Here is a 25,782-nt window from a genome sequence, read left to right as displayed (position 1 = left end):
ATTCCGGGGAAACCCTCCCTTCCAGGCGGAAGGGAGGGGCGTGCCTCAGGAAACGTGCTGCAAGAACTCCTGCAAACGCTGGCTGGGCGGATTTTCAATCAGGGTTTGCGGATTACCGTCTTCCGCAATGCGCCCTTTGTCGATGAAGATCAGACGGGAGGCCACTTTCTCGGCAAAGCCGATTTCGTGGGTCACAATGACCATTGTCATCCCTTCTTCCGCCAGATCCTGCATGACTTTCAGCACTTCGTGACGCAGTTCCGGGTCCAGCGCGGAGGTCGGTTCATCAAACAGCATCATTTTCGGCTTCACCGCCAGCGCGCGGGCAATCGCCACACGCTGCTGCTGACCGCCGGAAAGTTCGGAAGGGTAGTGATGCGCGCGCTCTGCCAGCCCGACTTTCGCTAATAACTCTTTGGCCTGCTTTTCGGCATCTTCTTTCTTCGCGCCGCGCACGCGCAGCGGCCCGAACATGACGTTTTCCAGCGCCGTCAGATGCGGGAAGAGATAGAACTGCTGGAACACCATGCCGGCTTCCTGACGGATTAACCGCTCATCCACCTTCGGATCGTTCACTTTCAGACCATCAACAATCAACTCGCCGGACGTGATCTCTTCCAGTTTGTTGATGCAGCGCAGCAGAGTGGACTTCCCGGAGCCGGATGGCCCGATGATGACCACCACTTCACCCTGTTTGATGTTCAAATCAATATTGTGCAGCACCTGGGTTGGCCCAAAATGCTTGGAGACGTTTTTAAATTCAATCACAGGATTTTCATCCTTCTTTCCAGACGACGCAGAATGAAGCTCAGCACCAGCGTAATGATCAGATAGAACACCGCAACGGCACTCCAGATTTCCAGCGCGCGGAAGTTACCGGCGATGATTTCCTGCCCCTGACGAGTCAGTTCAGCGACGCCGATAACAATAAACAGCGAGGTATCTTTGATGCTGATAATCCACTGATTACCGAGCGGCGGCAGCATACGGCGCAGCGCGAGCGGTAAAATAACGTGGCGAATGGTTTCGCCGCGAGACAGCCCTAACGCCAGGCCCGCTTCGCGAAAACCTTTGTGGATAGACAGCACCGCACCGCGCGTGATTTCTGCAATGTACGCGCCCGAGTTAATCATGATGGTGACAACGGCAGCGCTGAAGGGATCAATTCGCAGATCGTTAAACGCCATCGGCAGCGCGAAGTAGATAAACATCACCTGCACAACGATAGGCGTACCGCGAATCACTTCGATAAAGACCAGCGCAACGTGGTTGGCGATCCAACCACCAAAGGTGCGCGCAAAACCCGCAAGCAGCCCGATGACCAGGCCGCCAGCCAGACCAAGGATTGAAATCCACAGGGTCATTTTGGCGCCTTCAATCAACAGCGGGATGGCGGGCCAGATGGCACTCCAGTCAAACTCCATAAATTGTTCCTGTTACCGTGGTGAAAATACTCAAAGGCCTGTACGCCCGGTAAGCGCAAGCACTACCGGGCGTAACGAGCTAAAATACAGCGTTATTATTTAGGTTCAGTACCGAACCATTTTTTGTAGATTTCGTTATAGGTGCCGTTTTCACGCAGCGTTTTCAGCGCGCCGTTCACTTTCTCACGCAGTTCGTCGCTGCCTTTCGGGAAGGCGATGCCGTATTGCTGCGCTTCCAGAGACTCACCTACCGCTTTGAACTGACCATTGCCCGCGGTTTTGATGAAATAGAGGATGTTTGGCGTATCGTGCAGAACAGCGTCTGCGCGGTTGGTGCCCAGTTCCATGTAGGCGTTATCGATGTTCGGGAACTGACGCAGATCTTTGGTTTTGATGTTTGCTTTCGCGTAATCGACAGAACCGGTGCCGCTCTTCACCGCAACCACTTTGCCGTCGAGGTCTTTCACGCTTTTCACATCGTTGTTATTGGCTTTCACCATGACCAACAGACCGCTTTTGTAATAGCCGTCAGAGAAGTCGATCGCTTTTTTACGTTCGTCGGTGATCGTGATGCCTGCCAGCGCCAGGTCGACGTTTTTGGTTTGCAGCGCCGGGATGATGCCGCTGAAATCCATCGGTTTCAGGGTGTAGTCCAGATTCAGCTCTTTCGCGACAGCGGCCCACAGATCCACATCAAAGCCAACGTATTTGTCGCCCTGTTTGAATTCAAACGGAACGAACGCCGTGTCGGTTGCCACGACGAGTTTCTTATCCGCGGCGTGAGAAGACACCGCAAAAGCCAGGGTAAGTGCAGCCAGTGAAACTTTTAATACAGACTTCATAGCATTTCCTTTTATATCCACGGGGCGATCCCCTGCGAGAACATATGGCGTAATGAAAGAATCGTGCCAATTATGCAACTCATTGTTTTAAAAAGAAGGCGTTTCATTTTAATGCACAATAAGCGTGGCAAAACTGACGGATTGCACCGTTTTGGGGCACTGATTTAGTGCAGACCGAATCGGGTGCAAACGGTATGACTATTTAGCGCAAAAATTGTTGCTAAAACAATCTCTCGTTAACGATTGTGTGAGGTGATTATTACAAATATTTTACTTTACGGCAGGGCGGAAGAAATTTAATGCACTATAAAAGTGCAAAACCCCCGCCGAAGCGAGGGTTCATAGGTCTTACTTATCATGCTGCTTATTCGATGTTGGCTTCGATGAACCACAGGAATTTATCGAGGTCGCGGGAAGCAGCGGTAAAGATATCAGCAGTGTCTTCGTCTTTGGCTTCGCTGATGGCTTTACGAACGTCATTGGCGACAACAGAGTAACGATCCGCCAGCTCTTTCAGGTGATCCTGAACGCTATGGATATCCAGCGGATAGCTTTTCAGCGGTGTTTTGCTGTTAATCACTTGCGTTGTCCCTAATGCCACGCCACCCAGCTGTACGGCACGTTCTGCCATGGTATCAAGGTGGTCGGTCAGCGCTGTACGGAAGCCATCCAGCATCTCATGTACGGCAATAAAGTTAGCACCGCGCATATTCCAGTGAGCCTGCTTAGTGATCAGTGACAGGTCAATGAACTGGATCACCTGACGATTCAGCAACTCAACCGTCGCTTTCTTATCGCTGTCTGATACATCGTTGCGGGTATAAAGCAGATTAGACGCTTTCGTTTTTACCAGTTTAGCGGTACTCATAATCTCATATCCTCTTGATGTTTTGTGTCCCAGGTAATTAACGAAACTAAGTATAGCACCGGTTTTTCATTTTGCTTTTCTGTCTGTGCCTATCACTTTAATAGCGCAGAAAGTGTTTAATATTGAAAATTATTAAAAATCAATATGTTATTAAATTAAGCGTCAGCATGTTAATAATTCTCATTCACTATGAGCGATAAACATAAATAGGTTTGCAGGCAGCAGAAAAATAGCGGAGATAATAATAATGAGAAGGATAAAAGCAATATTCTGCATGATTATGCAAATCATGCAGAATTGTAACGTTAATTAATGTCGACTTGCTGAATTTTCGTTTCCCGCCGGATGGTGAGCGTGGACCCCATCGAGGCGGCAATGATGGCGGCCAGGGCCAGAAGCTGCACCAGCGTCAGCGTTTCTCCCAGGAAAATCATCCCCGAAACGGCAGCCAGCGCGGGCTCCATGCTCATCAGCGTCCCAAACGTTCGCGTGGGCAGTCGCGTCAGCGCGATCATTTCCAGCGAGTAGGGCAGCGCCGTTGACAGCACGGCGACAGCCAGACCCAGCGGGAGAATCGACCAGTGCCATAATGCCTCTCCCGCCTGTAGCGCGCCAACCGGAACGAAAACGATCGCCGCAATGAGCGAGCCTACCGCCACGGTCGCGGGGCCGTGTTCTTCACCCGCCCGCTGCCCGGTCAGAATATAGATAGCCCAGCAGGCGCCTGCGCCGAGCGCCAGCGCGGCACCCGTTAAATCAACATGCGATACGCCCTGACCAAGCGGCAACAGGAACCAGAGTCCAAGCACGGCCAGCACAACCCAGATGAAATCGACAGGCCGTCTGGACGAGAACAGCGCGACCGCCAGCGGCCCGGTGAACTCCAGCGCAACGGCGATGCCGAGCGGCACCGTCTGAATCGACAGGTAAAACAGGTAGTTCATCCCGCCAAGCGACAGACCGTAAAACAGGAGCGGCAGCCGCTGTTCTCTGGCAAAGCGCAGACGCCAGGGCTTAAAGAACGCAATCAGGATTAGCGTGCCTAGTGCCAGACGCAGTGCGGTAACGCCCGGCGCCCCGACGAGAGGGAACAGCGATTTCGCCAGCGAGGCTCCGCTCTGAATAGAGGACATCGCAATGAGCAAAACCAAAATAGGCAGCCAGACTGGCTTACGTGACGACCCCGGCATCCTTTCTCCTGTCAATTAATGTCAATAGAAGTAAAAAAGGCAGTGTAATAGAAATAACCTCTGACGGTTGAGTATTCGTTGAAAAAAAATCCCGGAGAATCCGTAAAATATCGATGAATTGATGGATTAATAAACTGCGTAATTAGGAATTATCTGGATGAATGTACCATATTGTGCGCGTAATAATGGTGCGCTTCACCGGAAAAGTGATGTTATTTGAAAGAGATAGCGGGTTATGGAAATGTTCTGTTACACGAAAAGACCCGTTAGACATCGCGAATCGCAAAGAGTTTCTCATCAATTTTTGATATATTTATAACTTAGGATTTACTTGAAGCACATTTGAGGTGGTTATGAAAAAAATTGCATGTCTTTCAGCACTGGCCGCTGTTCTGGCTATTTCCGCAGGTACTGCTGTAGCTGCTACTTCTACCGTTACGGGTGGTTACGCTCAGAGCGATGCTCAGGGCGCAGCGAACAAAATGAACGGTTTTAACCTGAAGTATCGCTACGAGCAGGACAACAACCCGCTGGGCGTAATCGGTTCCTTCACCTACACAGAAAAAGATCGTACTAACGGTGCTGGCGATTACAACAAAACTCAGTACTACGGCCTCACCGCCGGTCCTGCTTACCGTCTGAACGACTGGGCAAGCATCTACGGTGTTGTTGGTGTGGGTTACGGTAAATTCCAGACTGCTGCCACTCCGGCTGACAAACACGACACCAGCGACTACGGTTTCTCCTACGGTGCCGGTTTGCAGTTCAACCCGATCGAAAACGTTGCGCTGGACTTCTCTTATGAGCAGAGCCGTATCCGTAACGTGGACGTCGGCACCTGGATCGCCGGTGTTGGTTACCGCTTCTAATCACTTCGGTGATATGAAAAATCCGCCCCTCGGGGCGGATTTTTTTTGTCTGATGTGTAGGCCGGATAAGGTATTTATGCCGCCATCCGGCAATGCCTGATGGCGACGCTGAGGCGTCTTATCAGGCCTACAGGTTTAGCGCTGTTTGGTACTAAAAATATCCGTACCCAGATGGTTGTAATCCACCTTCTGCAACTTGAAGTTGGTGATGAAGACCGGCCCGGCTTTCTGCTCAGAGATAAAACGGTATTTGGTTTTAATCTCCTTCGCGCTGATCCCCGTCCATTGTGAGAAAAAGCCTAAGAAATCATTTGCCGAGCGGCGCGCTTTAATCACGCGATGCGCTTTGTCATCGCTGGAAAGCACCATAAACGGCACCTGAAAATTCTGCTGATACCTGTCGTCATGCGCCAGATACTGCACCTCTTTCCCGCGCTCTTTAAATGCGAGGCCATGATCCGAGAAGTAGACCATAGAGAAGCTGTCGCCGCTGTTACGCAACTGCGCGTACAGTTTTCCCAGCAGCGCGTCCGTTTGGGTCATGGTGTACAGGTAGCAAGAGGTCTCTTTCGACTGCACGAAAACGTCGTATTTTCCCTGCGTGCGATCGCAGGCCTGCGGGTGCGAGCCCATCAGGTGCAGCACGATTAACTGCGGCTGCGTGCGTTCTGTCTCCAGTACCTGGGCGGTCATTTTTAACAGCGCATCGTCACGCGTATTCTTGTCGGCTTCGAAGTCTCCGCTTTTCAGGAAGTGCGCTTCATCGGCACGTTTCGCGATGCTGGCGATAGCCGTATCGTATTCGCCGATTTGCCCCTGATTCGAGAACCACCAGGTCTGGAAACCGGCACGGTTGGCCAGCGTCACAAAGTTATCCTGGAATTGCGGCTTGTTGTCGACCACGCGGTTGAGCGTTAAACCGAGCGATTTTTGCGTTGAGCCGCTGGCGGCAACGTAATCCATGAAAAAATAACCGTTGGCGGTACTGGCGAACGGGGTGTTATCCCAGTGACCGCCGAATGCGCCCATTGCGTCACGCCGCGCGCTTTCACCGATCACCACCACGTAGGTATGGTATCGGGGCTTAACCGCAGTGACCGTCCAGGTATCTTTCATCCCGGACAGCTTCGCCATCCGCTCTTGCTCCTCAATCACCTCATTGTTGTTGACGATGACATCCTTCACGAAGCGAAAAACCGGGTAACCGGTGTCTTTTAATTTAAACACGCCGCCCCACGCCAGGTTTTGCACCGGCGCGACAAAGAAGGCGATGACGCTGAACAGCAGACACACGCTGTCCACAACGCGCCAGGCTTTTTTCTCCGTCTCTTGCTTACGGCGAACGGCAATCACGCCCAGTACAAAGATAAAGAGACCTACCAGATAGTTGTACCACGGGAAGATGGTCAGGATTTCGGTGGACTCTTCCACGTTGGTCGAATGCAGCGCCAGCAGCGTATTAAAGTTTGGCGAGCCGTAGGCCTGGCCGAACGGGAAATACATGGCGGCGATCAGCGAGCATAGCCCGATCAACACCTTTTGCGCGCGCGGCGCGGTGCGCCAGAGCAACAACAATAGGCAGGTAAAGGCCGCTGTATAGAACAGGCTAAACGGGTAGCCCGACGCGAGGTTAATCAGCAGCGACTGTAAAAAGTAGAAGCCAGTCCACGGGCTAATGGCCCTGCTGCGGGCAATAAGCGAGTCTTTGAGGGTTAAATTCATATGCCACTATTGCAAAAACGCCATGTGCTCACCCTGGCGTTAAGGGTCAATACCTGCCGGAAAGTGCGTGAAGAGGGGATGGGGTCCGCATCTGCGAGCCGCAATATATGCAGGGCTGCGCAACGATAGAGCGTGTGTATAAGAAGGTCAACTACTACAAGGAAAATGTTTTGCGAAGGGGGCAGCAAAACCGACAAAAAGAAAGGGTATTGAGATAAAACACAGCGCGAGCGCGCCTTGATGGCCGCGAAGATGGCGTCAAAATGGAGCGGCGTACCGCGACGCCGCGTTATTTTGACGAGGGCTGATCCTGCTCGGGTTTGCCGTTGATCATGTCACACAGCATGGACAGCAGCATTAACCGTACTTTAAAGGGAGAGTGGCTAAACACGCGCATACACCTCTTAAATTCGTTCATAGAAACCTCCTGACTTTACGATCCCATCGATCCGTGAGGGATGCCTGCATTACATACAGATATAGCACAGGCTATATTATATAGCTATTGCTAAAACGTTAAATTTTTGAGCCTGTGCAACTCTGGTTTACAATGGGCCCACTCCAGCCAGATGCAATTAACGCGTCACAGTAACGAGGAAGCAGAATGAGTCGTCGCGCAGGTACGCCAACAACAAAAAAAGTGACGCAATTAGTGAATGTCGAAGAACACGTCGAAGGGTTCCGCCAGGTCAGGGAAGCGCATCGCCGTGAACTGATTGATGACTACGTTGAGCTGATTTCCGATTTAATTATCGAGGTCGGTGAAGCGCGTCAGGTTGATATGGCGGCGCGACTTGGCGTTTCCCAGCCGACGGTCGCCAAGATGCTCAAGCGTCTGGCGTCGGTAGGGCTTATCGAAATGATCCCCTGGCGCGGGGTATTCCTGACCGCAGAAGGCGAGAAGCTGGCGCAGGAAAGCCGTGAACGCCACCAGATCGTGGAAAACTTTTTACTGGTGCTGGGCGTCAGCCCGGAAATCGCACGCCGCGATGCGGAAGGGATGGAGCACCATGTAAGCCAGGAAACGCTTGAGGCTTTCCGCCTGTTTACGCAAAAGCACGGAACGCCTTCTGAATGAGTTTTCCTTTTCTGCGGGCATTAAGACGCGATCGTTTCCTGCTGTTATTACTCCTTGTCGGGGCCGGACTCAGTCTGTTCGTCCCGTTTACTCCCCGCACCTGGCCGGGTGCAATTGACTGGCACACCATTATTACGCTGAGCGGTTTGATGCTGCTGACCAAAGGCGTTGAGCTGAGCGGATATTTTGATGTGCTGGGCCGCAGAATGGTTCGTCGTTTTAAAACGGAACGCCGTCTGGCAATGTTTATGGTGCTGGCAGCGGCGGTGCTGTCAACGTTCCTGACCAACGATGTGGCGCTGTTTATCGTCGTTCCGCTGACCATTACCCTGAAAAGACTGTGTGCGATTCCGGTAAACCGGCTGATTATCTTTGAGGCGCTGGCGGTCAACGCCGGTTCGCTGCTCACGCCGATTGGCAATCCGCAAAATATTTTGTTGTGGGGGCGTTCCGGTCTCTCATTTGCGGCTTTTGTCTGGCAGATGGCGCCGCTTGCCGCCGTGATGATGCTGACGCTGTTGGTGCTGTGCGGCCTTTGTTTTCCGGGGAAGGCGTTGCAATACCATACCGGTACGCGCGCCCCTGAGTGGCAACCGCGCCTGGTGTGGAGCTGTTCTGGGTTGTATATCGTGTTTCTGACCGCGCTTGAACTGAAGCAGGAACTCTGGGGGCTGGCGATTGTGGCGGCAGGGTTCATCGTCCTGGCGCGCCGCGTGGTACTGAGCGTCGACTGGACGTTACTGCTGGTGTTTATGGCAATGTTTATCGACGTGCATTTATTGATACAGCTACCGGTGTTACAGGGCGTACTGCGCCATGTTGAAACGCTCTCTGCGCCGGGGCTTTGGCTGACTGCGCTCGGTCTGTCGCAGTTTATCAGCAATGTGCCCGCCACGATTTTATTGCTCAACTACGTTCCGCCGACCGCGTTGCTGGCCTGGGCGGTCAATATCGGTGGTTTTGGTTTGCTACCGGGATCGCTGGCGAATCTGATTGCATTGCGGATGGCAAATGATCGGCGTATCTGGTGGCGGTTTCATTGGTATTCGTTGCCGATGCTGCTCTGGGCGGCGCTGGTGGGATATGGATTGTTGCTGCTGAAGTGATGGCCCGATGGCGCTACGCTTATCGGGCTAACGCGGTAGGCCGGGTAAGGCGAGAGTCGCCACCCGGCACATTGCTCTGATCAGTTCAGACGAACCGGCATACCGGAACGGTTCTGAACGGCCTGCTCAACCACAGACTGATCGACATCAGGCTGGCTGGTGACGCTCTGAACGCTTTTGTTCAGGTTAATCGGTACGATCTCGCCGCCTTCGAACTGCGCTTCCGTGGTAGACAGAGGGTTATGGACTTCAATGTAACGGCTGCCATCTGGCTCAGTAGTCGCTTTCACCGGCTCGTCGATAAACTGTACGCGGGTGCCGACCGGCACATTTTCAAACAGGAACTTGATGTCGTCGTTACGCAGACGGACGCAGCCGTGGCTGACGCGCAGGCCGATACCGAAGTTGGCGTTGGTGCCATGAATCGCATACAGACGACCAATGTACAGCGCGTACAGACCCATCGGGTTATCCGGGCCAGCCGGCACGACGGCAGGCAGCGGTTCGCCCGCCGCGCGGTATTCGGCATGCATTTTCGCCGTCGGCGTCCAGGTCGGGCCTGCTTTCTTACGCTCAACTTTCGTTGTCCAGTTGATTGGCGTGTCTTTCCCTAACTGACCGATACCAATCGGCAGGACGATCACCGTGTTGGTGCCTTTCGGGTAGTAGTACAGACGCATTTCCGCACTGTTAATGACAATGCCTTCATGCACGGTGTCCGGCAGGATCAGCTGCTGAGGAATGTTCAGCACCGTACCGCCTTTTGGCAGGAAGGTATCAACACCCGGGTTCGCTTCCAGCATGTTAGACAGCCCCATCTGGTATTCAGCCGCAAAATACTCCAGCGGTTGGGTATTGCCTTCCGGGATAGTGATCACCTGGTTTTGACCAACGACGCGACTGCCATCGGTCGGTAAAGGATAAGTCACCGCTGAGGCGGTGCTGCAAAAGCCAACTACAGCGAGGGCCGCCGCGAAAAACGTTGTTAATTTCATATTCATGTTATGCGAGATTCAGTGCCTGGCAGGCTATTGGGTTGAGAATTCTGTCATGTTGGGAGCGCATTATATGTGCATTCCCGTTAAGTGGGAATTCAGATGTGTACGAAATCACATTTTTTTCCCGTGAGGACAATTTTAGCGGCTTACCGTGAGGCGCGATCTTATTTAAGACTTGTGGCATAATAAGCGGTTTGTCACATATTTTTCAGGATACGCCAGTGTTAGTTTCCAGCAACGTCACCATGCAGTTCGGCAGCAAGCCGCTGTTTGAAAATATTTCCGTCAAATTTGGCGGCGGCAACCGTTACGGCCTGATTGGCGCCAACGGTAGCGGTAAATCCACTTTTATGAAAATCCTCGGCGGCGATCTCGAACCGACGCTGGGCAACGTCTCTCTCGATCCAAACGAGCGTATCGGTAAGCTGCGCCAGGATCAGTTTGCCTTCGAAGAGTTTAGCGTACTCGACACAGTGATCATGGGGCATGTTGAACTGTGGGAAGTAAAACAGGAACGCGACCGCATCTACGCGCTGCCGGAAATGAGTGAAGAAGATGGCTATAAAGTGGCCGATCTGGAAGTGAAATACGGCGAAATGGATGGTTACTCTGCCGAAGCGCGCGCGGGCGAACTGCTGCTGGGCGTGGGTATTCCGGTTGAGCAGCACTACGGCCCGATGAGCGAAGTCGCGCCAGGCTGGAAACTGCGTGTCCTGCTGGCGCAGGCGCTGTTTTCCGACCCCGATATCCTGCTGCTTGATGAACCGACCAACAACCTCGACATCGACACGATCCGTTGGCTGGAGCAGGTACTGAACGAACGTGACAGCACCATGATCATCATTTCGCACGACCGTCACTTCCTGAATATGGTGTGTACGCATATGGCGGATCTGGATTACGGCGAACTGCGCATTTACCCGGGTAACTACGACGAGTATATGACTGCCGCCACCCAGGCGCGTGAACGCCTGCTGGCCGATAACGCCAAGAAAAAGGCGCAGATTGCAGACCTGCAATCTTTCGTCAGCCGCTTTAGCGCTAACGCGTCTAAGTCTCGCCAGGCAACGTCTCGTGCCCGTCAGATTGATAAAATTAAGCTTGATGAGGTGAAGGCCTCCAGCCGTCAGAACCCGTTCATCCGTTTTGAACAGGATAAGAAGCTGTTCCGTAACGCGCTGGAAGTGGAAGCGCTCGCGAAAGGCTTTGATAATGGCCCGCTGTTCAAGGGCGTTAATCTGCTGCTGGAAGTGGGCGAAAAGCTTGCGGTACTCGGGACTAACGGCGTGGGTAAATCCACGTTGCTGAAAACGCTGGTGGGCGATCTGGCGCCGGATAACGGCACCGTGAAATGGTCAGAGAACGCGCGCATTGGGTATTACGCGCAGGATCACGAATATGAGTTCGAAAATGACCTGACGGTGTTTGAATGGATGAGTCAGTGGAAGCAGGAAGGCGATGACGAGCAGGCTGTACGCAGCATTCTTGGCCGTCTGTTGTTCAGCCAGGACGATATCAGAAAACCGGCGAAGGTGCTCTCCGGTGGTGAAAAAGGGCGTATGTTGTTCGGTAAGCTGATGATGCAGAAACCGAATATCCTGGTGATGGACGAACCGACCAACCACCTGGATATGGAATCGATCGAATCGCTGAACATGGCGCTGGAGATGTATCAGGGCACGCTGATTTTCGTTTCTCACGACCGTGAGTTTGTTAGCTCGCTGGCGACGCGCGTGCTGGAAATTACGCCGCAGCGCGTGGTGGACTTCAGCGGCAACTACGAAGATTATCTGCGTAGTAAAGGGATCGACGGCTAAAAAAAGCCCGGTGGCGCTACGCTTACCGGGCCTACGCTACAGTTTGTAGGCCGGGTAAGGCGAAGCCGCCACCCGGCAATTTTCAGAGCACCCACTCACTCCCTTCAACGCCATTCACCCGCAGCGTGCGTTTTTCCCCCGCCGGTAACGATACCTTCAACGCGTTCCATGCCGGACGATAGTCGCCACGCGCGTTGATCCTCAGGTTGACGGTCGCCCCATCGCACACCATCTCCCATTCCACCCACAGGGCATTGCCCGTCTGATAACCCCAGCTTTCGCCATCGTCTTCAAACAGCAGACCGGACGTTGTCCCCACGCCTTTGACCGGGAACAGTTTCAGCTCGCGGGTATCGTCGCGTTCAGCGCTGACATGGGTGATCCGTTCGCTCAGCGGCAGACCTGCACCGGCGCGTACCAGCAGCGGCAGTTTTTCCAGCGGCGCGTTCAGCGTGATCCACTGGCCGCCAGAGAACCATTCGTGGCTATCGAAATCGTACCAACCGGTTTCGTTATCCGGCAGCCAGACGCGGCGTTCACGTTGACCGGGTTCCACCACGCTTGCCACCAGAATATCGCGGCCAAGCAGGAAGTCGTCGCACTCTGCGAAGGTTTGCGCGTCGTGCTCGTGGTCGAGGAAAGTGGGGCGCAACATCGGCTCGTCGTCGGCATGCGCCTGCCACAGCAGCGTGTAGAAGTAGGGCAGCAGACGGTAACGTAGCTCAATCGCGCTACGAATCGCCGGCGTCACGCCCGGGTACATCCACGGCTCATTCACCGTATGATCGTCATTCCATGAGTGGATGGTAAAGCGAGGGTGCATCACGCCGTTCTGTACCCAGCGCACGAACAGCTCCGCATCCGGTTTATCGCCAGAGAAACCGCCGACGTCGTGACCCACGTTATACAGCCCGGACAGACTCATCCCCAGCCCCATGCGGGTGTTGTAGCGCAGGGTATCCCAACTGGTGCGGTTATCGCCGCTCCAGGTTTGCACGTAACGCTGCATCCCGGCGCAGCCGGAACGGGAGATCAGGTACGGGCGTTTTTCCGGCGCAAAGCGCTGCTGCGCTTCCAGCGAGGCGCGCATCATCAACAGCGGCATGACCGGGCGAATATGTTTGATGGCGATTTCGCGGCCAAAGCCGTGGCAGCGGGCTTCGCCATCCCACACTTCGAACTCGTTGTTGTCGTTCCAGGTGGAGTCGATCCCCATCTCCAGCAACTGCGTGGTGACGCCTTCCTGCCACCAGGCGACGGTTTGCGGATTGGTGAAATCAAGGTTAGAACCTTCGTCATCCCAGAAACTTGAACGTTCCGGCGCGTCGGTTTCCGAATCACGGATAAATAACCCTCTTTCCGCGACTTCGTTGTAGCGCGGGTGATCCTGCAACAGACACGGTTTAATGTTGGCCGCCAGCTTCAACCCCGCATCGTGGAATGCCTGGGTCATCACTTTCGGCTGCGGCACCTTGTCGTAGTTCCAGTTAAAGACGTAGCGTTTGCCGTTAATGGAGGTGTAGCCAGATGAAAGCTGGAACGAATCGCACGGAATCGCGTGTTCATTGCACAGACGGATAAAGTTCATCAGCTGGTTTTGCGCGTCCGGCGCATCGGTGTAATGCATGGTTGAGCCGCTGTAACCCAGGCTCCACTTCGGCCCGAACAGGGTTTTCCCCGTCAGGCGCACAAAGGCTTTGGTGACATCCAGCACACGCTTGCCGGTAAAGATGTAGTAATCGATATCGCCCGCTTCCGCCTGCCAGCGGCGATAGGCGGTGTGATAGTTGTCGATTTCATTGCCCAGATCCAGCCAGCAGCTGCTCAGGTTGTCGTAAAACAGACCGTAGCTGACGTCATCGCGGCGGGCGATGGTGAATGGAATATGTTTGTACAGCGGATCGGTGCTGACCGCGTTATAGCCCATCGCGTCAAGGTTGCGCATCTCATAGCGTTGGCCGTTGCGTTGCAGGTCGCCCGCTTTCTCGCCCAGACCGTAAAAACGTTCATCTTTACGGCGGCTTAAATAGTGCGCTACGCCGTCGCCGTGAGCGTTCAGCAGATAGGCGCTGGTGGGGCGGTCGTTGACCAGCGGCTGCCAGTCGCCCGCCTCGTCACGGTAGTGCCACTCCAGCCACAGCGGCTGGTGGACGGTCACGCGCAGTTGCTCAGTAGCGACAATCAGCGCGCTATCCTGCTGCGTCAGTTGCCAGGCCGGGCAGCTAAAGCCGCTGACATCCTCACGGCTGCGGCCTTCCCACGGCACATCCTGCGCCGGGGCGATACTCCAGGTTCTGTCTAATGCCAGTTCGCCTTTACGTTTGATCAGCACGCGAAACAGATTTTCTTCCAGTACGTACAGGCACAGATGGTGTTGACCATCGACCAGCAGTTCCAGATGATGGGCCGACTGTTTCTCTACAATCCAGTTTTTCAGGGTTTTCATACGCAATACATCCACTATCAGGCGCGCTTGGCGCGACGTTCAGCAATAAATGCCACCAGGAAAACAGCGCCAATCAGGTCAAAGAACCCCATGGCGATAAAGAGCGGGTTAAAGCCGATTTTGTCGGCGGTAACGCCAATTAACAGAGAGAAGAGGAAGCTGGCGATCCACGCCGCAGAGCCGCGCATTCCGTTGACGGTCGCCATCTGGCCTTTATCAAACGACTCCACGACCAGCGCGCTTAGCATGCAGGAGATGATCTGATGACCGAAGCCGCCAATGGAGATCAGCACGATGGTGATATACGGATCGCGGGTAATGGCCACGATGCCGAGAGAAATCATCAGAAACGCGCCGGTCACGGAGCTTGCCACCACGGAGTTAACGCGAGAGCAGCCAAACAGACGGGTATACAGGCGGGTGAGATAGCCGCTCGCCACGCTGCCGAGATCGGCGGCGAGGAACGGCAGCCAGGCGAACATGGCGATCTGCTTCAGATCCATACCGTGTTCCTTCGCCAGATACAGCGGCACCCAGAAACTCAGTACCGCCCAGGCCGGTTCTGCCATAAAGGCCGGGATCGCGATACCGTAGAAACGTTTATTTTTCGACACGGTTTTCAGCGCGGTCAGGAAGGGCAGTTTCACGGCCGGAGGCTCGTTATCCTGCTTGATATACTCCAGCTCCTCTTCACTCAGGTTCGGGTGCTGTTCCGGGTTATGGTAGAACGCCCACCACAGGATCACCCACAGCAGTGCCAGCACGCCGGTAAACATAAATGCGCCCTGCCAGCCGAATGAGGCGTGCGCGAAGTAGATGATTGGCGGCGCCAGCATGGCGCCAATTGAGAAGCCGACGCCCGCCCAGCCCGCCGCGACCGGACGCTCTGATTTCGGGAACCATTCGCCGATGGTTTTGGCGTTGGCTGGCGTAGCGGCCGCTTCAGATGCGCCCATAAAGAAGCGCAAAATAGCCAGATGCAGCCAGCTTCCGGCGCCCGCGTGGAAGATACACATCAGCGCCCAGATCCCGGCGCAGACCATAAAGCCAATCTTCAGGCCAATCACATCGATCAGCCAGCCGCACAGGGGCTGGAAAATGGTGTAGGCAATCTGGAACGCGCCGACAATCCAGGAGTATTGCTCGGTGGTGATCCCCAGACTCTCTTTTAGCTCCGGCGCCAGGATACCCAGCGAGTTACGCGTGATGTAGTTAACGGTCACACCCAGTAAGAACAGCACCAGCACATACCAGCGCAAATTTTTGATGACGCGGCGGGTTTTACTCGCGGCGACAGTGTTATTGATGTCCTGACTCATTTCTTTTCTCCACAAGACGGACGGTAGGGGAAATAAACATTTGGGTGTCACACAAATATTGTTATCTCATTGAAAGTTATCTTTTTATTTATTCTTAGTTGCTATACAACTAGTATGTAAGTTGTGTGACAAGTTCAGGTTAAGTGAGAAAATGGGCGGGCAATAGCGGATTTTGTGCAAGTTTTCTCATTACTAACGGTATCGCTCTGGCAAGATGGACGTTAAGCCAGTTATTTCCCTGTTTGTGCGTTATGAAAATTTTTTCATTTAGCAAATGGAGCAAGATCACAAAATGGATAAAAGGCTCAAAATCAGCGAAATTGCCGCGCGGACGCAGCTTTCCGTCAGCACCGTTTCCCGCGTGCTGGCGGGGAAGGCAAATACCAGTGAAAAAGCGCGCAACAAAGTGCTGGAGTGCGCGCGGGAGCTGGGCGTCATGGACGGGATGGCGGCAGGCAGGCTGTTGCTGAATAGTCTGGTGGTCTTTGCGCCGCAGCGGGCGTTTGATGAGCGGTCCGACATCTTTTACTACCGCGTGATTCAGAACGTGAGTAAAGGGCTGACGGCGTATGAAGTACGGCTGCGTTATTGCGCGCTTGAGGAACTGGACAGTGACGCGCAGCTTTTCCTCGCGCGGATGAACGAAGCGGAAACGCAGGCGGCGATTTTGTTAGGGATTGACGATCCGCATATTCACGATTTGGCGGTGGACGTGGGGAAACCCTGCGTATTGATTAATTGCCGCGACCAGCGAATGCGTTTGCCAGCCGTTTCGCCCGATCACCGCGCCATTGGCGAACTTGCCGCTGATTATCTTTTTTCAATGGGGCATCGCGACGTGATGACGGTGCTCTGTCTGCGTCGCTACACGATGGAGCTGCGTCTGGCCGGCATTCGCGACGCCTGGCAAACCCATAATCTGAAATTTAACGATAAGCGGGATTTACTGGTATCGCCGAGTTTCAGTGCGAAAGAGGCGGAGCAGCGGGTCAGCGAATGGCTGGCGAATACGCCGGATAAGGCATTGCCGACGGCGTTTTTGGTCGGCGGTGATTTTATGGCTGCGGGCGTCATCAGCGCGTTGCAAAAGCGCGGCCTTCGCGTGCCGCAGGATGTGTCAGTGATGAGTATTGACGGCTTTAATCTGGCGGAAATTCAGGATGTGCCGTTAACGGCAGTGCATGTGCCGCGCGATGAGCTGGGGACGGAGGCGGTACATATGCTGCAACAACGTCTGGTTCGTCCGAATGCGCCAATCGGTACGCTGTTGCTGAACGGCACGTTGACGGTGCGGGAGTCGGTGCGGCGGATACGTCCAGGGAAACGACGCACCGCCGTAGAGCGGGAAGGGCTGTATGACGCTTAACTCATGCCCAGCGCGCGTTTTCCGTGAACGTTCAGATCGCTCAGCGTAAAACGGCCTTCCCAGTTTGTTTCGTAATCTTCACGCGGGAAATCGCCTGGCGATGCGCCCGTTTCCAGCGCGGCTTTGACCTTGTGCGCGTAAGCCAGGTTTTTCTCACACATCGGCGCGGCGGGGATGTACATCACGTTCCCCCAGCCTTGCTGATTTTCCACCGGCGCGACGGAGTGGATCACATCGCAATGCCACCAGACGGAGTCCCCGGCCTCCAGTTGCGGAATACTGGTCAATGCCTCAATCAGCAGCGGATGCCATTGTTGCGAAACCGGCAGCACCCGGCCTGGCGCAACGCCGCACAGTTCATCTTCAGGAACGTCATCCAGCAGGGGGCGTAACAGGATATACGCCATCGCTTCTGGAATCGGCACCACATGCAGCAAGCCCTGGCCCGGCAGCATATCTGACAGCGCCGTCCACCCCTGGAAGGTGCGGAAAACCGAGCATTTGGTGGTGTTATCGACCGTATACTCTTCGACTTCGGTACGGTGGGCGGCATGCCAGGGATCGTACTTCTCCAGTTCGCCGTTAAAGATACTGGCGAAAACCCGTTGATAGGCGGGCAGCAGCCAGCGTTCCAGCGCGCCGGAATCGGTATGCGCCCCCAGACCTTTTGAGGTGGTGCCGGGCGGGCGGCGGCGGATGCGATCCGGGTAGATCACGCTGATATCCGGGTTGAACCACTGTCTGCCGTCGCTTTCAAATGTCCACAGCCGATTAAGGAAAGACTGAACGTTCGCCATCTCTTCGCTCTGACGAGCCTGCATCTGCGCCTGCGACCAGTAAATCGGATAAATTTCAGGGCGGGAGGCGGTTAACGTGCCGAAGAAGTTATCGCCGGGACCTTTGTACACCTCATCAAAATGGTTGCGATCCAGATAATCCAGCATGGATTGATCCCATGCCAGCGCCTGTTCCCGCGGGAAATGGCCCTTAATGACCGCGCATCCGCGCCGCTTGATCTGTTCACGCTGCGCTGCCGTGATGGCGCCGGACTGGATATCCGCGTAAGACAGCGCAGGCCAGACCGCATCGCCCTGCGCTTTGAGCGTATTGATTTCCGCCACGCGTGTGGCAATCACCTCGCTGAGCCTGTCAAAAACGCCCTGCACATCACCGAGCTGCGCCCGCAACGCCTGCTTCATCTGCCGGATCGCCGCTTTATGATCGACCGGTAATGTATCGCTTGTGAAGGTTAAAGCCATAACCACCTCGCATTGACTTTCATTCGAAACTTAAATTAATTACAAATGACAATATAAGTTATAAATAAGTTAATGCAAGTTTAAAAACTTGATGCGGTGCGCAGAATGGAAAAGCAGGAGGGAACCGGAGCAGCGCTCCGGTATCTGGAATCAGACGTTAAAAGGCGGGGCGTTATCCAGTACGGCCTGAATCACGTTTAACGCCCCCTGATGGTTGTTATCCTCGGTATGATAACGGCTGAGGGCTTTGATGTTGTCTGCGGCGTTCGCCATCGCGAAAGCGTACCGCGCCATTTTCAGCATTTCCGCATCGTTGTCGCTGTCGCCAATCGCCACCACGTTTTGCGGCGAAAGATCCCAGCGTTTCAACAGACGGCTGATGCCGTTCGCTTTGTGTAATCCCGGTATGATTAAGTCGATGAAGCCGAAGCCGCTGGTCACGGGTTTCATAATGCCGTCCAGCGACGTATGCAGCGCATCAACCACGAAGGGGATCTGCTGGTCTGGCAGGTTCAGTGAAAACTTAAACAGAACATCGTCAATGTCCTGGTAATCTTTCACGGGTTGCAGGCGGTGGTAGTGCTTCGACATCAGCGCCACAAAAGATTCCGGCGCATGTTTGCTGACATAAGCGCTTTTCAGGCCGCAGGCGACAAAATTAAGCTGCTTATCTTTTAACAGCTCGCCAATCACAATACGGGATTCATGCCGGGTCAGTTCGCCATGAAACAGCTGCTTGCCATGCTCATAAACCAGCGCGCCATTTTCCGCGACGAAGGAAATTTCGTCTTTCAGCTCGGGGAAAAAGGAAATAAGTTGGTAATACTGATTGCCGCTGGCGACGACAAATTCGATGCCGCGTTTTTTTAGTTCCTGATACTGCGCCATAAATCGTGCGTGATCGTACTTTTTGGCGTCGTCGAGAAAAGTTCCGTCCATATCAGTGACGATAACTTTAACGGTCATACATTGCTCCTGGGTCACTGCGTTTTGAAACATTCTAATAACAAGGTGACGGGGAGCACAAATTTAATTTCGAATGAAAGTCAGAAAGCCGGGTGGCGGCTTCGCCTTATCCGGCCTACGGGGGAATATGTAGGCCGGGTAAGCGAAGCGCTACCGGGCATATTTTTACAACATATGTTCAGTACGGGCGATGATATCGTCCTGCGCATCCGGCGACAGCGCGGTAAAGAAGGCGGAATAACCGGCCACCCTGACCACCAGATCGCGATACTGATCCGGGTGCTTCTTCGCGTCCAGCAGCGTTTCGCGCGACACGATGTTGTACTGAATATGCCAGCCTTTATGCACTTCGAAGAAAGTGCGCAGCAGTACCATCAGTTTCTGCTTGTCGGATTCGTTCTCCAGCGTCGCCGGGTTCAGCTTCTGGTTGAGCAACACGCCGCCGAGAATTGAGCCGGTAGGCAGTTTGCCGACGGAGCCAATAACCGCCGTTGGACCGAGATGGTCGGTGCCGGAAGCCGGGCTTGCCCCTTCCGCCAGCGGGGTATGCGCTTTACGGCCATCCGGCGTCGCCATCGTTGCCGCGCCAAACGGTACGTTTGCAGAGATGGACGAGGTTCCGGCGTAATAGTTGCCGCCGGTCGGGCCGCGACCGTAACGCGGGTTGTGATACTGCTTCAGCTCGTCGATATAGGTCTGATAAGCGCGGGCCAGCAGGGTATCGACGGTGTCATCGTCGTTACCGTATTTTGGCGCGCCGTTGATCAGCCGCTGGCGTAACTGTTCATGAGTGAGGCCTTCAAAGTCATCGGCCAGTGCGGCGGCAAGCTGCTGTTGGCCGATAGCCCCCTGTTCAAAGACCAGTTTTTTCACCGCCGCCAGGCTGTTGCCGAGGTTAGCGATACCGACCTGCAAACCGGAAACCCAGTCATATTTCGCGCCGCCTTGCTTGATGCTCTTCGCGCGTTCGATGCAATCATCCACCAGCGCCGAGCAGAGAATGTCATGGACGTTCTCTTCCAGCATGGTGTCAACCACGTACTCGATTTCGATCGATTTGCGCGTGTAGTAGCGAATCTGCGTATCCCAGGCGTCCATCACTTCATCGAAGCTGGTGAAGTTACCGGCGGAGAGCGCCTTTTCCTGCGGCAGGAAGACTTTACCGCTGGTGGCGTCGCGACCGCCTTCCAGCGCTGCCAGCATCACGCGGGCAAAGTTAATGAAGCTCATGCCGGTGCAGCGGTAGCCCCATTTGCCGCCCACGGCGGTTTCGATACAGCCGATGGCCGCGTAGTCGTAAGCGTCTTGTGGGTCGATACCGAGTTTAATAAATTCCGGGATAACGATTTCGTCGTTATTGAACGCGGGCATCCCAAAGCCGCAGCGAATAACCTGCACGCAGGCATCGAGGAAGTCGTTGCTCATTCCGGCGTGATAGCGCACGCTGAGGTTCGGCTGGGTGGAACGCAGGCGGCCGCAGGACTCCAGAATGGCGTAAGAGAGCGGATTGACCGCATCCACCGGCTGACCGTTGACCAGACTCTGACCGCCAATGGTGACGTTCTGATACAGCGGGCTGCCCGCTGAGGCTTTGGAGTGAGAGCCGGAGCGGATCTTGTTCACTTCCAGCAGCTTCAGCCAGCAGCTGTGCAGCAGTTCAATCGCGTGTTCGCGATCCAGCGTCTGGTTTTGCTCCACATCACGACGGTAATACGGCCAGAGATACTGGTCCATACGTCCAAACGAGACGGAGTGACCGTTAGACTCGATTTGCAAAATCAGCTGGATGAAATAGCACAGTTGCAGCGCCTGCCAGAACGTCTGCGGCGGCTGATGGGCGATGAGATCGCAGTTCTCCGCCATCGCCAGCAGTTCGTCACGGCGGCTTTCACGGCTTTCTGTCGCCGCCATCTGACGCGCCAGGTCGGCAAAACGTTTGATGTGCAGGCTGACCGCCTCCAGCACGATATCAATCGCCTTCAGGAACTGCTCGCCGTGCAGGTCTTCCAGTATGGTCAGGTTAATGCGCGAACGGCGTTCCGCCACCTTGTCACGCAGACCATCAAGACCTTTTTCCAGCAGCAGCGGGAAGTTTACCGCCAGATGCGCGTCGCCGGAGGTCATGTTGCCCTCGGCTTTAATGATGCCGGTTTCCAGCAGGCCTTTTTGCTCATCGGTAAACATGCCGTAGCAGCGGTCCTGTACCGTCTGACCACGCCACCACGGGCACACGGCGTGTAAAACGCGTTTGTTCTCTTCGCTGACCGCAAAACCGGCGCCAGGGCGATCGGCCAGATCGTCGATCTCTTTTTCAATCCACGAGACGGTGTATTCCGGGAAGATCGGCGCGGCGCGCACTTCGCTTGCCTGGTTGCCGATAATCAGTTCGTCATGTTTGATCCAGATAGTGCGTTCCGCCAGATGGTGCGCCAGCGCCAGCGCGCGACGAACCGGAATCGGCTTATCCAGATGTTGCTGATACATCTCGGTGTAGTGCTGCGCGCGCTCCGTACATACGGGCGGCTTCACAATGTGCACCAGCGCGGTTTTATGCGCTTTGATGCGGTCGCTGAGCGTATCCAGTTTCAGTGTGGTCATGGGATTATCCTCGTAAAGTCGCGGTTAAACCTTTGCTGCTGGCGTACTGCTGCGCAAAATCAAGCAACGCGGGCGCATCAAGTGGTTTGTCCGGGGCATAGTAGGGCTGACTGAGTAAGTGGTATTTATTGATGCCCAGCGTGTGATAGGGCAGAAAATGGATCTCACCGACGTGCAGTTCGTCGGCGGCAAAATCGGTAATGGCTTTGATCGCCTCTTCATCGGCGTTAAAACCCTGAATGAGCGGCACGCGGATGATCATTTTTTTACCGGCGGCAGCGAGCTTTTTCAGGTTTTCCAGTACGCGAGAAGCGCTGCCATCGGTCCACTGCTTAAACGGCGCCTCGGCAATGTGTTTTAAATCGGCGAGGAACAGATCGACATTCGGCAGGGACGGTTCGATATATTTCCACGGTACGTGCAGACAGGTTTCGACCGCGGTATGGATACCCGCATCATGGCTGGCTTTGAACAACGCGGCGGCCAGTTCCGGCTGCATAAAGGGCTCGCCGCCGGAGAGCGTTATACCGCCGCCGCTGCGATCGTAAAACGGCTTGTCGCGCAGCACGGTGTCCATGATCTCTTCCACGCGCTTTGTTTCGCCGCAGACGGTTAACGCCTGAGTGGGGCAGCAGTGGGTGAGGGCGTCCATATGCGCATCGGTCAGTTTTTCGCGATGAATAAGCAGGCCGTTCAGCGCGCGTTCGATCACCTCTGGCGCGGCTTGCGCGCACAGCGTGCACCCGTCAAGGCACAGGCGCGCATCGTATAAGAGATCTCTGGCGCGTGCGCGGCTTTCCGGGTTCTGGCACCAGCGGCAGCCCAGCGAGCAGCCTTTCAGGAAGACAACGGTGCGAATGCCGGGGCCATCATGGGTAGAATAGCGCTGAATATTGAAAATCATAAACGGCCTCTCTTTCTTTCGTATAAAGATTAAATAACTTTCGAATGAAAGTTATGTTGACGCAGGTCAACTCTCAGAGAGGTTTTGTCGTGATAGTCTTAAACTATGCAAAATCTCACAGTTTGAGGAATGGTTATGGAACTCTATCTGGATACGTCTGACGTTGAGGCCGTGAAATCGCTGGCGCGTATATTCCCGCTGGCAGGGGTGACGACGAATCCCAGTATCGTGGCGGCAGGTAAAAAACCGTTGGAGGTGTTACTCCCGGAATTGTACGACGCGATGGGCGGGCAGGGGCGTTTATTCGCTCAGGTGATGGCGAGCACGGCGCAAGGAATGGCCAGCGATGCGCGTAAGCTGCGGGCGATTATTCCTGATATCGTGGTAAAAGTGCCGGTTACAGCCGAAGGACTGGCAGCGATTAAATTGTTGAAAGTGGAAGGTATTCCGACGCTAGGGACGGCGGTTTACGGCGCGGCGCAAGGGTTGTTATCCGCGCTGGCAGGTGCCGACTACGTTGCGCCTTACGTTAACCGCGTGGACGCACAGGGCGGGAACGGTATTCAGACGGTTAATGATTTGCAGCAGCTACTGAAAATGCACGCCCCGCACGCCAAAGTGCTGGCGGCCAGTTTTAAAACGCCGCGTCAGGCGCTGGACTGCCTGTTGGCCGGGTGTGAATCCATCACCCTGCCGCTGGATGTTGCGCAGCAGCTTATCAGTTATCCGGCTGTCGATGCCGCAGTAGCGAAGTTTGAGCAAGACTGGCAAGGCGCGTTCGGACGAACGTCACTTTGAGCGACGCGTAGGCCGGATAAGGCGTTTACGCCGCCATCCGGCAACATGCCCGGGGCGCTGCGCTTGCCGGGCCTACAAACCATCGTCAGCCGCCATTTGGCACCTGTGCTCCGCATACCTCGCAACCCGGATTGCGCATTAATTTCATTTCGCGGAACTGACAGGTCATCGCGTCGTACATCACAATTTTGCCGGGTGCGGGTTGACCGTAATGCGCCAGCAATTTGATGGCTTCCATTGCCTGCAATGAACCGATCACCCCTATCAGCGGCGCCATGACGCCCGCTTCCACGCAGGTGAGGGCGTTCTCGCCAAACAGACGGCTCAGACAGCGGTAGCAGGGTTCGCCTTCCTGCCAGGTAAAGACGGTGATCTGTCCTTCCATACGGATGGCGGCGCCGGAAACCAGCGGCACTTTGGCGGCGAAACATCCGGCATTAAGCTGATTACGGATGGCAACATTGTCAGTACAGTCCAGCACCAGATCGTGCCCGGCGATAAGCGCATTCAGCGCCGGTTCGTCCAGCAGGGCGTTGATCGGTGTAAGGGTGATATAAGGGTTAATGCGCGCCAGCGCCTCGCGCGCCGAATCCACCTTCGGCTGCCCGACGGTGGCATCGCTGTGCAGCGTCTGGCGTTGCAGGTTCGACACTGAAACGGTGTCAAAGTCGAGCAGCGTGAGCTGCCCAACGCCCGCGCCCGCGAGGTACTGCGTTGCCGCACACCCGAGTCCGCCCAGGCCAACGACCAGCACCCGCGCATCCTTTAGCGCTTCCTGTCCTTCAAAATCGAACCCTCGCAGAATGATTTGCCGGTTGTAGCGCATCATCTCCTGGTCGCTGAGTTCCGCCATTACAGGCCTCCAAACAGCGCGTTAAACGGCTCTACTTCCACCCATTCGCCCGCGTCAACGTTACCGCGATTGCGTTCCAGCACAATAAAACAGTTACCCATGCTAAAGGAGCTGAAAATATGCGAACCCTGGTGTCCCGTGGTGGTGACTTCCAGTTCGCCGTCGGCCGTGCGTTGCAGAATGCCGCGCTGAAAATCAAGACGACCCGGCGTTTTCTTCAGCCGTGAAGCGGTACGCACGCGCTGGCGCGCTGGCAGACCGCTGGCGATATTGCCGCTAAGTTTCGCCAGCAACGGCTGCACGAGCTGATAGAACGTCAGCGCCGCAGAGACCGGGTTGCCCGGCAGACCGCAGAACCAGCTGTTGCTCAGTTTACCGAAGGCGAACGGTTTGCCCGGTTTAATCGCCAGTTTCCAGAACGCGATTTCTCCCAGCTCTTCAAGGATCGTTTTGGTGTAATCCGCCTCGCCCACTGAAACGCCGCCAGAGCTGATGACCACATCGGCCTGGCTGTCGGCTTCGATAAAGGCGGCGCGTAGCTGCTGCGGGTTATCGCGAATGATCCCGAGATTGATCACCTCGCAGCCTAACTGCTCAAGCATCAAGTGTACGGTTAAGCGGTTGGTATCATAAATTTGCCCGTCGCCCAGCGGCTGACCCGGCAATTGCAGTTCATCGCCGGTGGAGAACAGCGCCACGCGCACTTTGCGCACGACCTGCGCTTCGGCGATGCCCAGCGAAGCCAGTACCGGCAGTTCTGCGGTGGTCAGGCGAGTCCCCGCCGGGAAAACCACGGCGTCATGGGTGATGTCTTCCCCACGGCGGCGGATGTTTTGTCCGTTACGAACGTCAGCGGTAAAGCGGATGCCCTCGTCGGTTTGCTCCGTCTGTTCCTGCATGACCACCGCCTCACACCCCGCAGGCACCGGCGCGCCGGTCATAATGCGGATACAGGCGCCAGCAGGCCATTCCCCCTGGAACGGTTGCCCGGCAAAGGCTTTCCCCGCCACCGGCAGCGGTTGACCAGCGGTCAGATCCGCCAAACGCACCGCGTAACCGTCCATTGCGGCGTTATCGAATCCCGGAACGTCCAGCGGGGAGACCACATCGTTTGCCAGGATGCGGCCAAAACAGTGAACCAGCGGCAGGGTTTCGAATGCCGTGAGTGGCGTAATGCGCGACAACATCTGGGTGAGCGCCGTTTCAAGCGGCATCAGTCCGGCGGTAAATTCCATGAAAACACTCCTGCGAGGCAAAATCGAATCCGTCTATTATGTCAGAAAATGCGGGCAGGCTGTATGCCACCTCAGACTTAGGGGCTGGCCCTTTACCTTTACATGCCGCCTGCATCTTTCTATA

General features: G+C 55.0%; 22 protein-coding genes. 6 read left to right on the top strand and 16 right to left on the bottom strand.

All coding sequences use genetic code 11. The features are described 5' to 3' along the window. Positions 1 to 45: 45 nt before the first annotated feature. The 5 genes from glnQ to rhtA form a co-directional block, all read right to left on the bottom strand. Positions 46 to 768: a glutamine ABC transporter ATP-binding protein GlnQ gene (glnQ, locus tag OGW17_RS14170; RefSeq protein ID WP_012133163.1), complete on the bottom strand. Its 723-nt coding sequence runs from the start codon at positions 766 to 768 to the stop codon at positions 46 to 48. Next, positions 765 to 1,424 carry a glutamine ABC transporter permease GlnP gene (gene glnP, locus OGW17_RS14165; protein WP_012133162.1) on the bottom strand — a complete coding sequence of 220 codons (660 nt, stop codon included), beginning with the start codon at positions 1,422 to 1,424 and terminating at the stop codon, positions 765 to 767. Before glnP ends, glnQ begins: the two co-directional genes overlap by 4 nt. Before the next feature lie 95 nt (positions 1,425 to 1,519). Then, on the bottom strand, positions 1,520 to 2,266 hold the full coding sequence (glnH, locus tag OGW17_RS14160) for a glutamine ABC transporter substrate-binding protein GlnH (protein ID WP_012133160.1): 747 nt from the start codon (positions 2,264 to 2,266) through the stop codon (positions 1,520 to 1,522). A gap of 364 nt (positions 2,267 to 2,630) precedes the next feature. Beyond that, positions 2,631 to 3,134: a DNA starvation/stationary phase protection protein Dps gene (dps, locus tag OGW17_RS14155; protein ID WP_012133159.1), complete on the bottom strand. Its 504-nt coding sequence runs from the start codon at positions 3,132 to 3,134 to the stop codon at positions 2,631 to 2,633. A 305-nt stretch (positions 3,135 to 3,439) separates the two neighbouring features. Then, complete coding sequence (rhtA, locus tag OGW17_RS14150) at positions 3,440 to 4,324, bottom strand: threonine/homoserine exporter RhtA (RefSeq protein ID WP_012133156.1); 885 nt, start codon at positions 4,322 to 4,324, stop codon at positions 3,440 to 3,442. 353 nt (positions 4,325 to 4,677) lie between these two features. Here rhtA and ompX point away from each other — a divergent pair, with 353 nt between their 5' ends. Further along, complete coding sequence (ompX, locus tag OGW17_RS14145) at positions 4,678 to 5,193, top strand: outer membrane protein OmpX (protein ID WP_012133153.1); 516 nt, start codon at positions 4,678 to 4,680, stop codon at positions 5,191 to 5,193. A gap of 135 nt (positions 5,194 to 5,328) precedes the next feature. Here ompX and OGW17_RS14140 read toward each other — a convergent pair whose 3' ends face one another. Together OGW17_RS14140 and mntS are read right to left on the bottom strand one after the other, a co-directional pair. After that, positions 5,329 to 6,915 (bottom strand): phosphoethanolamine transferase, encoded by a 1,587-nt coding sequence (locus OGW17_RS14140; protein ID WP_047457951.1) that lies wholly within the window; start codon positions 6,913 to 6,915, stop codon positions 5,329 to 5,331. Between the two features lie 289 nt (positions 6,916 to 7,204). After that, positions 7,205 to 7,333, bottom strand: coding sequence for a manganase accumulation protein MntS (gene mntS / locus OGW17_RS14135; RefSeq protein ID WP_047457949.1), 129 nt, complete (start codon positions 7,331 to 7,333; stop codon positions 7,205 to 7,207). A gap of 186 nt (positions 7,334 to 7,519) precedes the next feature. On the opposite strand from mntS, the gene mntR reads away from it, so the two are divergent. Both mntR and OGW17_RS14125 read left to right on the top strand, forming a co-directional pair. Then, positions 7,520 to 7,993 (top strand): manganese-binding transcriptional regulator MntR, encoded by a 474-nt coding sequence (gene mntR / locus OGW17_RS14130; RefSeq protein ID WP_012133150.1) that lies wholly within the window; start codon positions 7,520 to 7,522, stop codon positions 7,991 to 7,993. Further along, positions 7,990 to 9,099 carry an anion transporter gene (locus OGW17_RS14125; protein WP_071259628.1) on the top strand — a complete coding sequence of 370 codons (1,110 nt, stop codon included), beginning with the start codon at positions 7,990 to 7,992 and terminating at the stop codon, positions 9,097 to 9,099. Before mntR ends, OGW17_RS14125 begins: the two co-directional genes overlap by 4 nt. A gap of 80 nt (positions 9,100 to 9,179) precedes the next feature. On the opposite strand, the gene ldtB is transcribed toward OGW17_RS14125, so the two are convergent. Next, positions 9,180 to 10,100 carry a L,D-transpeptidase gene (gene ldtB / locus OGW17_RS14120; protein WP_012133148.1) on the bottom strand — a complete coding sequence of 307 codons (921 nt, stop codon included), beginning with the start codon at positions 10,098 to 10,100 and terminating at the stop codon, positions 9,180 to 9,182. Positions 10,101 to 10,318: 218 nt separating this feature from the next. On the opposite strand from ldtB, the gene OGW17_RS14115 reads away from it, so the two are divergent. Beyond that, on the top strand, positions 10,319 to 11,914 hold the full coding sequence (locus OGW17_RS14115) for an ABC-F family ATPase (protein WP_047457942.1): 1,596 nt from the start codon (positions 10,319 to 10,321) through the stop codon (positions 11,912 to 11,914). An 82-nt stretch (positions 11,915 to 11,996) separates the two neighbouring features. On the opposite strand, the gene OGW17_RS14110 is transcribed toward OGW17_RS14115, so the two are convergent. Continuing rightward, entirely contained in the window at positions 11,997 to 14,360 is a 2,364-nt protein-coding gene (locus OGW17_RS14110; RefSeq protein ID WP_071259624.1) for a glycoside hydrolase family 31 protein, read from the bottom strand. A gap of 17 nt (positions 14,361 to 14,377) precedes the next feature. Then, complete coding sequence (locus tag OGW17_RS14105) at positions 14,378 to 15,679, bottom strand: MFS transporter (protein WP_012133145.1); 1,302 nt, start codon at positions 15,677 to 15,679, stop codon at positions 14,378 to 14,380. A gap of 292 nt (positions 15,680 to 15,971) precedes the next feature. Between OGW17_RS14105 and OGW17_RS14100 the strand changes: the two genes are divergently transcribed. Further along, positions 15,972 to 17,045, top strand: coding sequence for a LacI family DNA-binding transcriptional regulator (locus tag OGW17_RS14100; RefSeq protein ID WP_024130506.1), 1,074 nt, complete (start codon positions 15,972 to 15,974; stop codon positions 17,043 to 17,045). On the opposite strand, the gene OGW17_RS14095 is transcribed toward OGW17_RS14100, so the two are convergent. The 4 genes from OGW17_RS14095 to OGW17_RS14080 all read right to left on the bottom strand — a co-directional run bounded on the left by OGW17_RS14095 (position 17,042) and on the right by OGW17_RS14080 (position 22,772). Further along, the gene (locus OGW17_RS14095) at positions 17,042 to 18,304 is read right to left on the bottom strand and encodes a DUF1479 domain-containing protein (RefSeq protein ID WP_071259621.1); all 1,263 of its coding nucleotides are present in this window, start codon (positions 18,302 to 18,304) and stop codon (positions 17,042 to 17,044) included. The two genes, OGW17_RS14100 and OGW17_RS14095, sit on opposite strands and share 4 nt — an antisense overlap. A gap of 150 nt (positions 18,305 to 18,454) precedes the next feature. Next, positions 18,455 to 19,270: a Cof-type HAD-IIB family hydrolase gene (locus tag OGW17_RS14090; RefSeq protein WP_071259619.1), complete on the bottom strand. Its 816-nt coding sequence runs from the start codon at positions 19,268 to 19,270 to the stop codon at positions 18,455 to 18,457. Positions 19,271 to 19,435: 165 nt separating this feature from the next. Further along, on the bottom strand, positions 19,436 to 21,868 hold the full coding sequence (locus OGW17_RS14085) for a glycyl radical protein (protein WP_071259616.1): 2,433 nt from the start codon (positions 21,866 to 21,868) through the stop codon (positions 19,436 to 19,438). A gap of 4 nt (positions 21,869 to 21,872) precedes the next feature. Further along, positions 21,873 to 22,772, bottom strand: a complete 900-nt coding sequence (locus OGW17_RS14080) for a glycyl-radical enzyme activating protein (protein WP_071259613.1) — start codon at positions 22,770 to 22,772, stop codon at positions 21,873 to 21,875. Between the two features lie 135 nt (positions 22,773 to 22,907). Between OGW17_RS14080 and fsa the strand changes: the two genes are divergently transcribed. Next, positions 22,908 to 23,570, top strand: a complete 663-nt coding sequence (gene fsa, locus OGW17_RS14075; protein ID WP_071259611.1) for a fructose-6-phosphate aldolase — start codon at positions 22,908 to 22,910, stop codon at positions 23,568 to 23,570. An 85-nt stretch (positions 23,571 to 23,655) separates the two neighbouring features. On the opposite strand, the gene moeB is transcribed toward fsa, so the two are convergent. Together moeB and moeA are read right to left on the bottom strand one after the other, a co-directional pair. Next, positions 23,656 to 24,423 (bottom strand): molybdopterin-synthase adenylyltransferase MoeB, encoded by a 768-nt coding sequence (gene moeB / locus OGW17_RS14070; RefSeq protein ID WP_071259609.1) that lies wholly within the window; start codon positions 24,421 to 24,423, stop codon positions 23,656 to 23,658. Beyond that, complete coding sequence (moeA, locus tag OGW17_RS14065) at positions 24,423 to 25,658, bottom strand: molybdopterin molybdotransferase MoeA (RefSeq protein WP_071259607.1); 1,236 nt, start codon at positions 25,656 to 25,658, stop codon at positions 24,423 to 24,425. Before moeA ends, moeB begins: the two co-directional genes overlap by 1 nt. Between the last annotated feature and the right edge of the window lie 124 nt (positions 25,659 to 25,782).

It is taken from the genome of Citrobacter sp. CK181 (genome assembly GCF_030333595.1).
Lineage (GTDB): Bacteria > Pseudomonadota > Gammaproteobacteria > Enterobacterales > Enterobacteriaceae > Citrobacter_B > Citrobacter_B koseri.
Note: the sequence above shows the minus strand (reverse complement) of the source record. Positions and strands in the feature narration are given on the sequence as shown.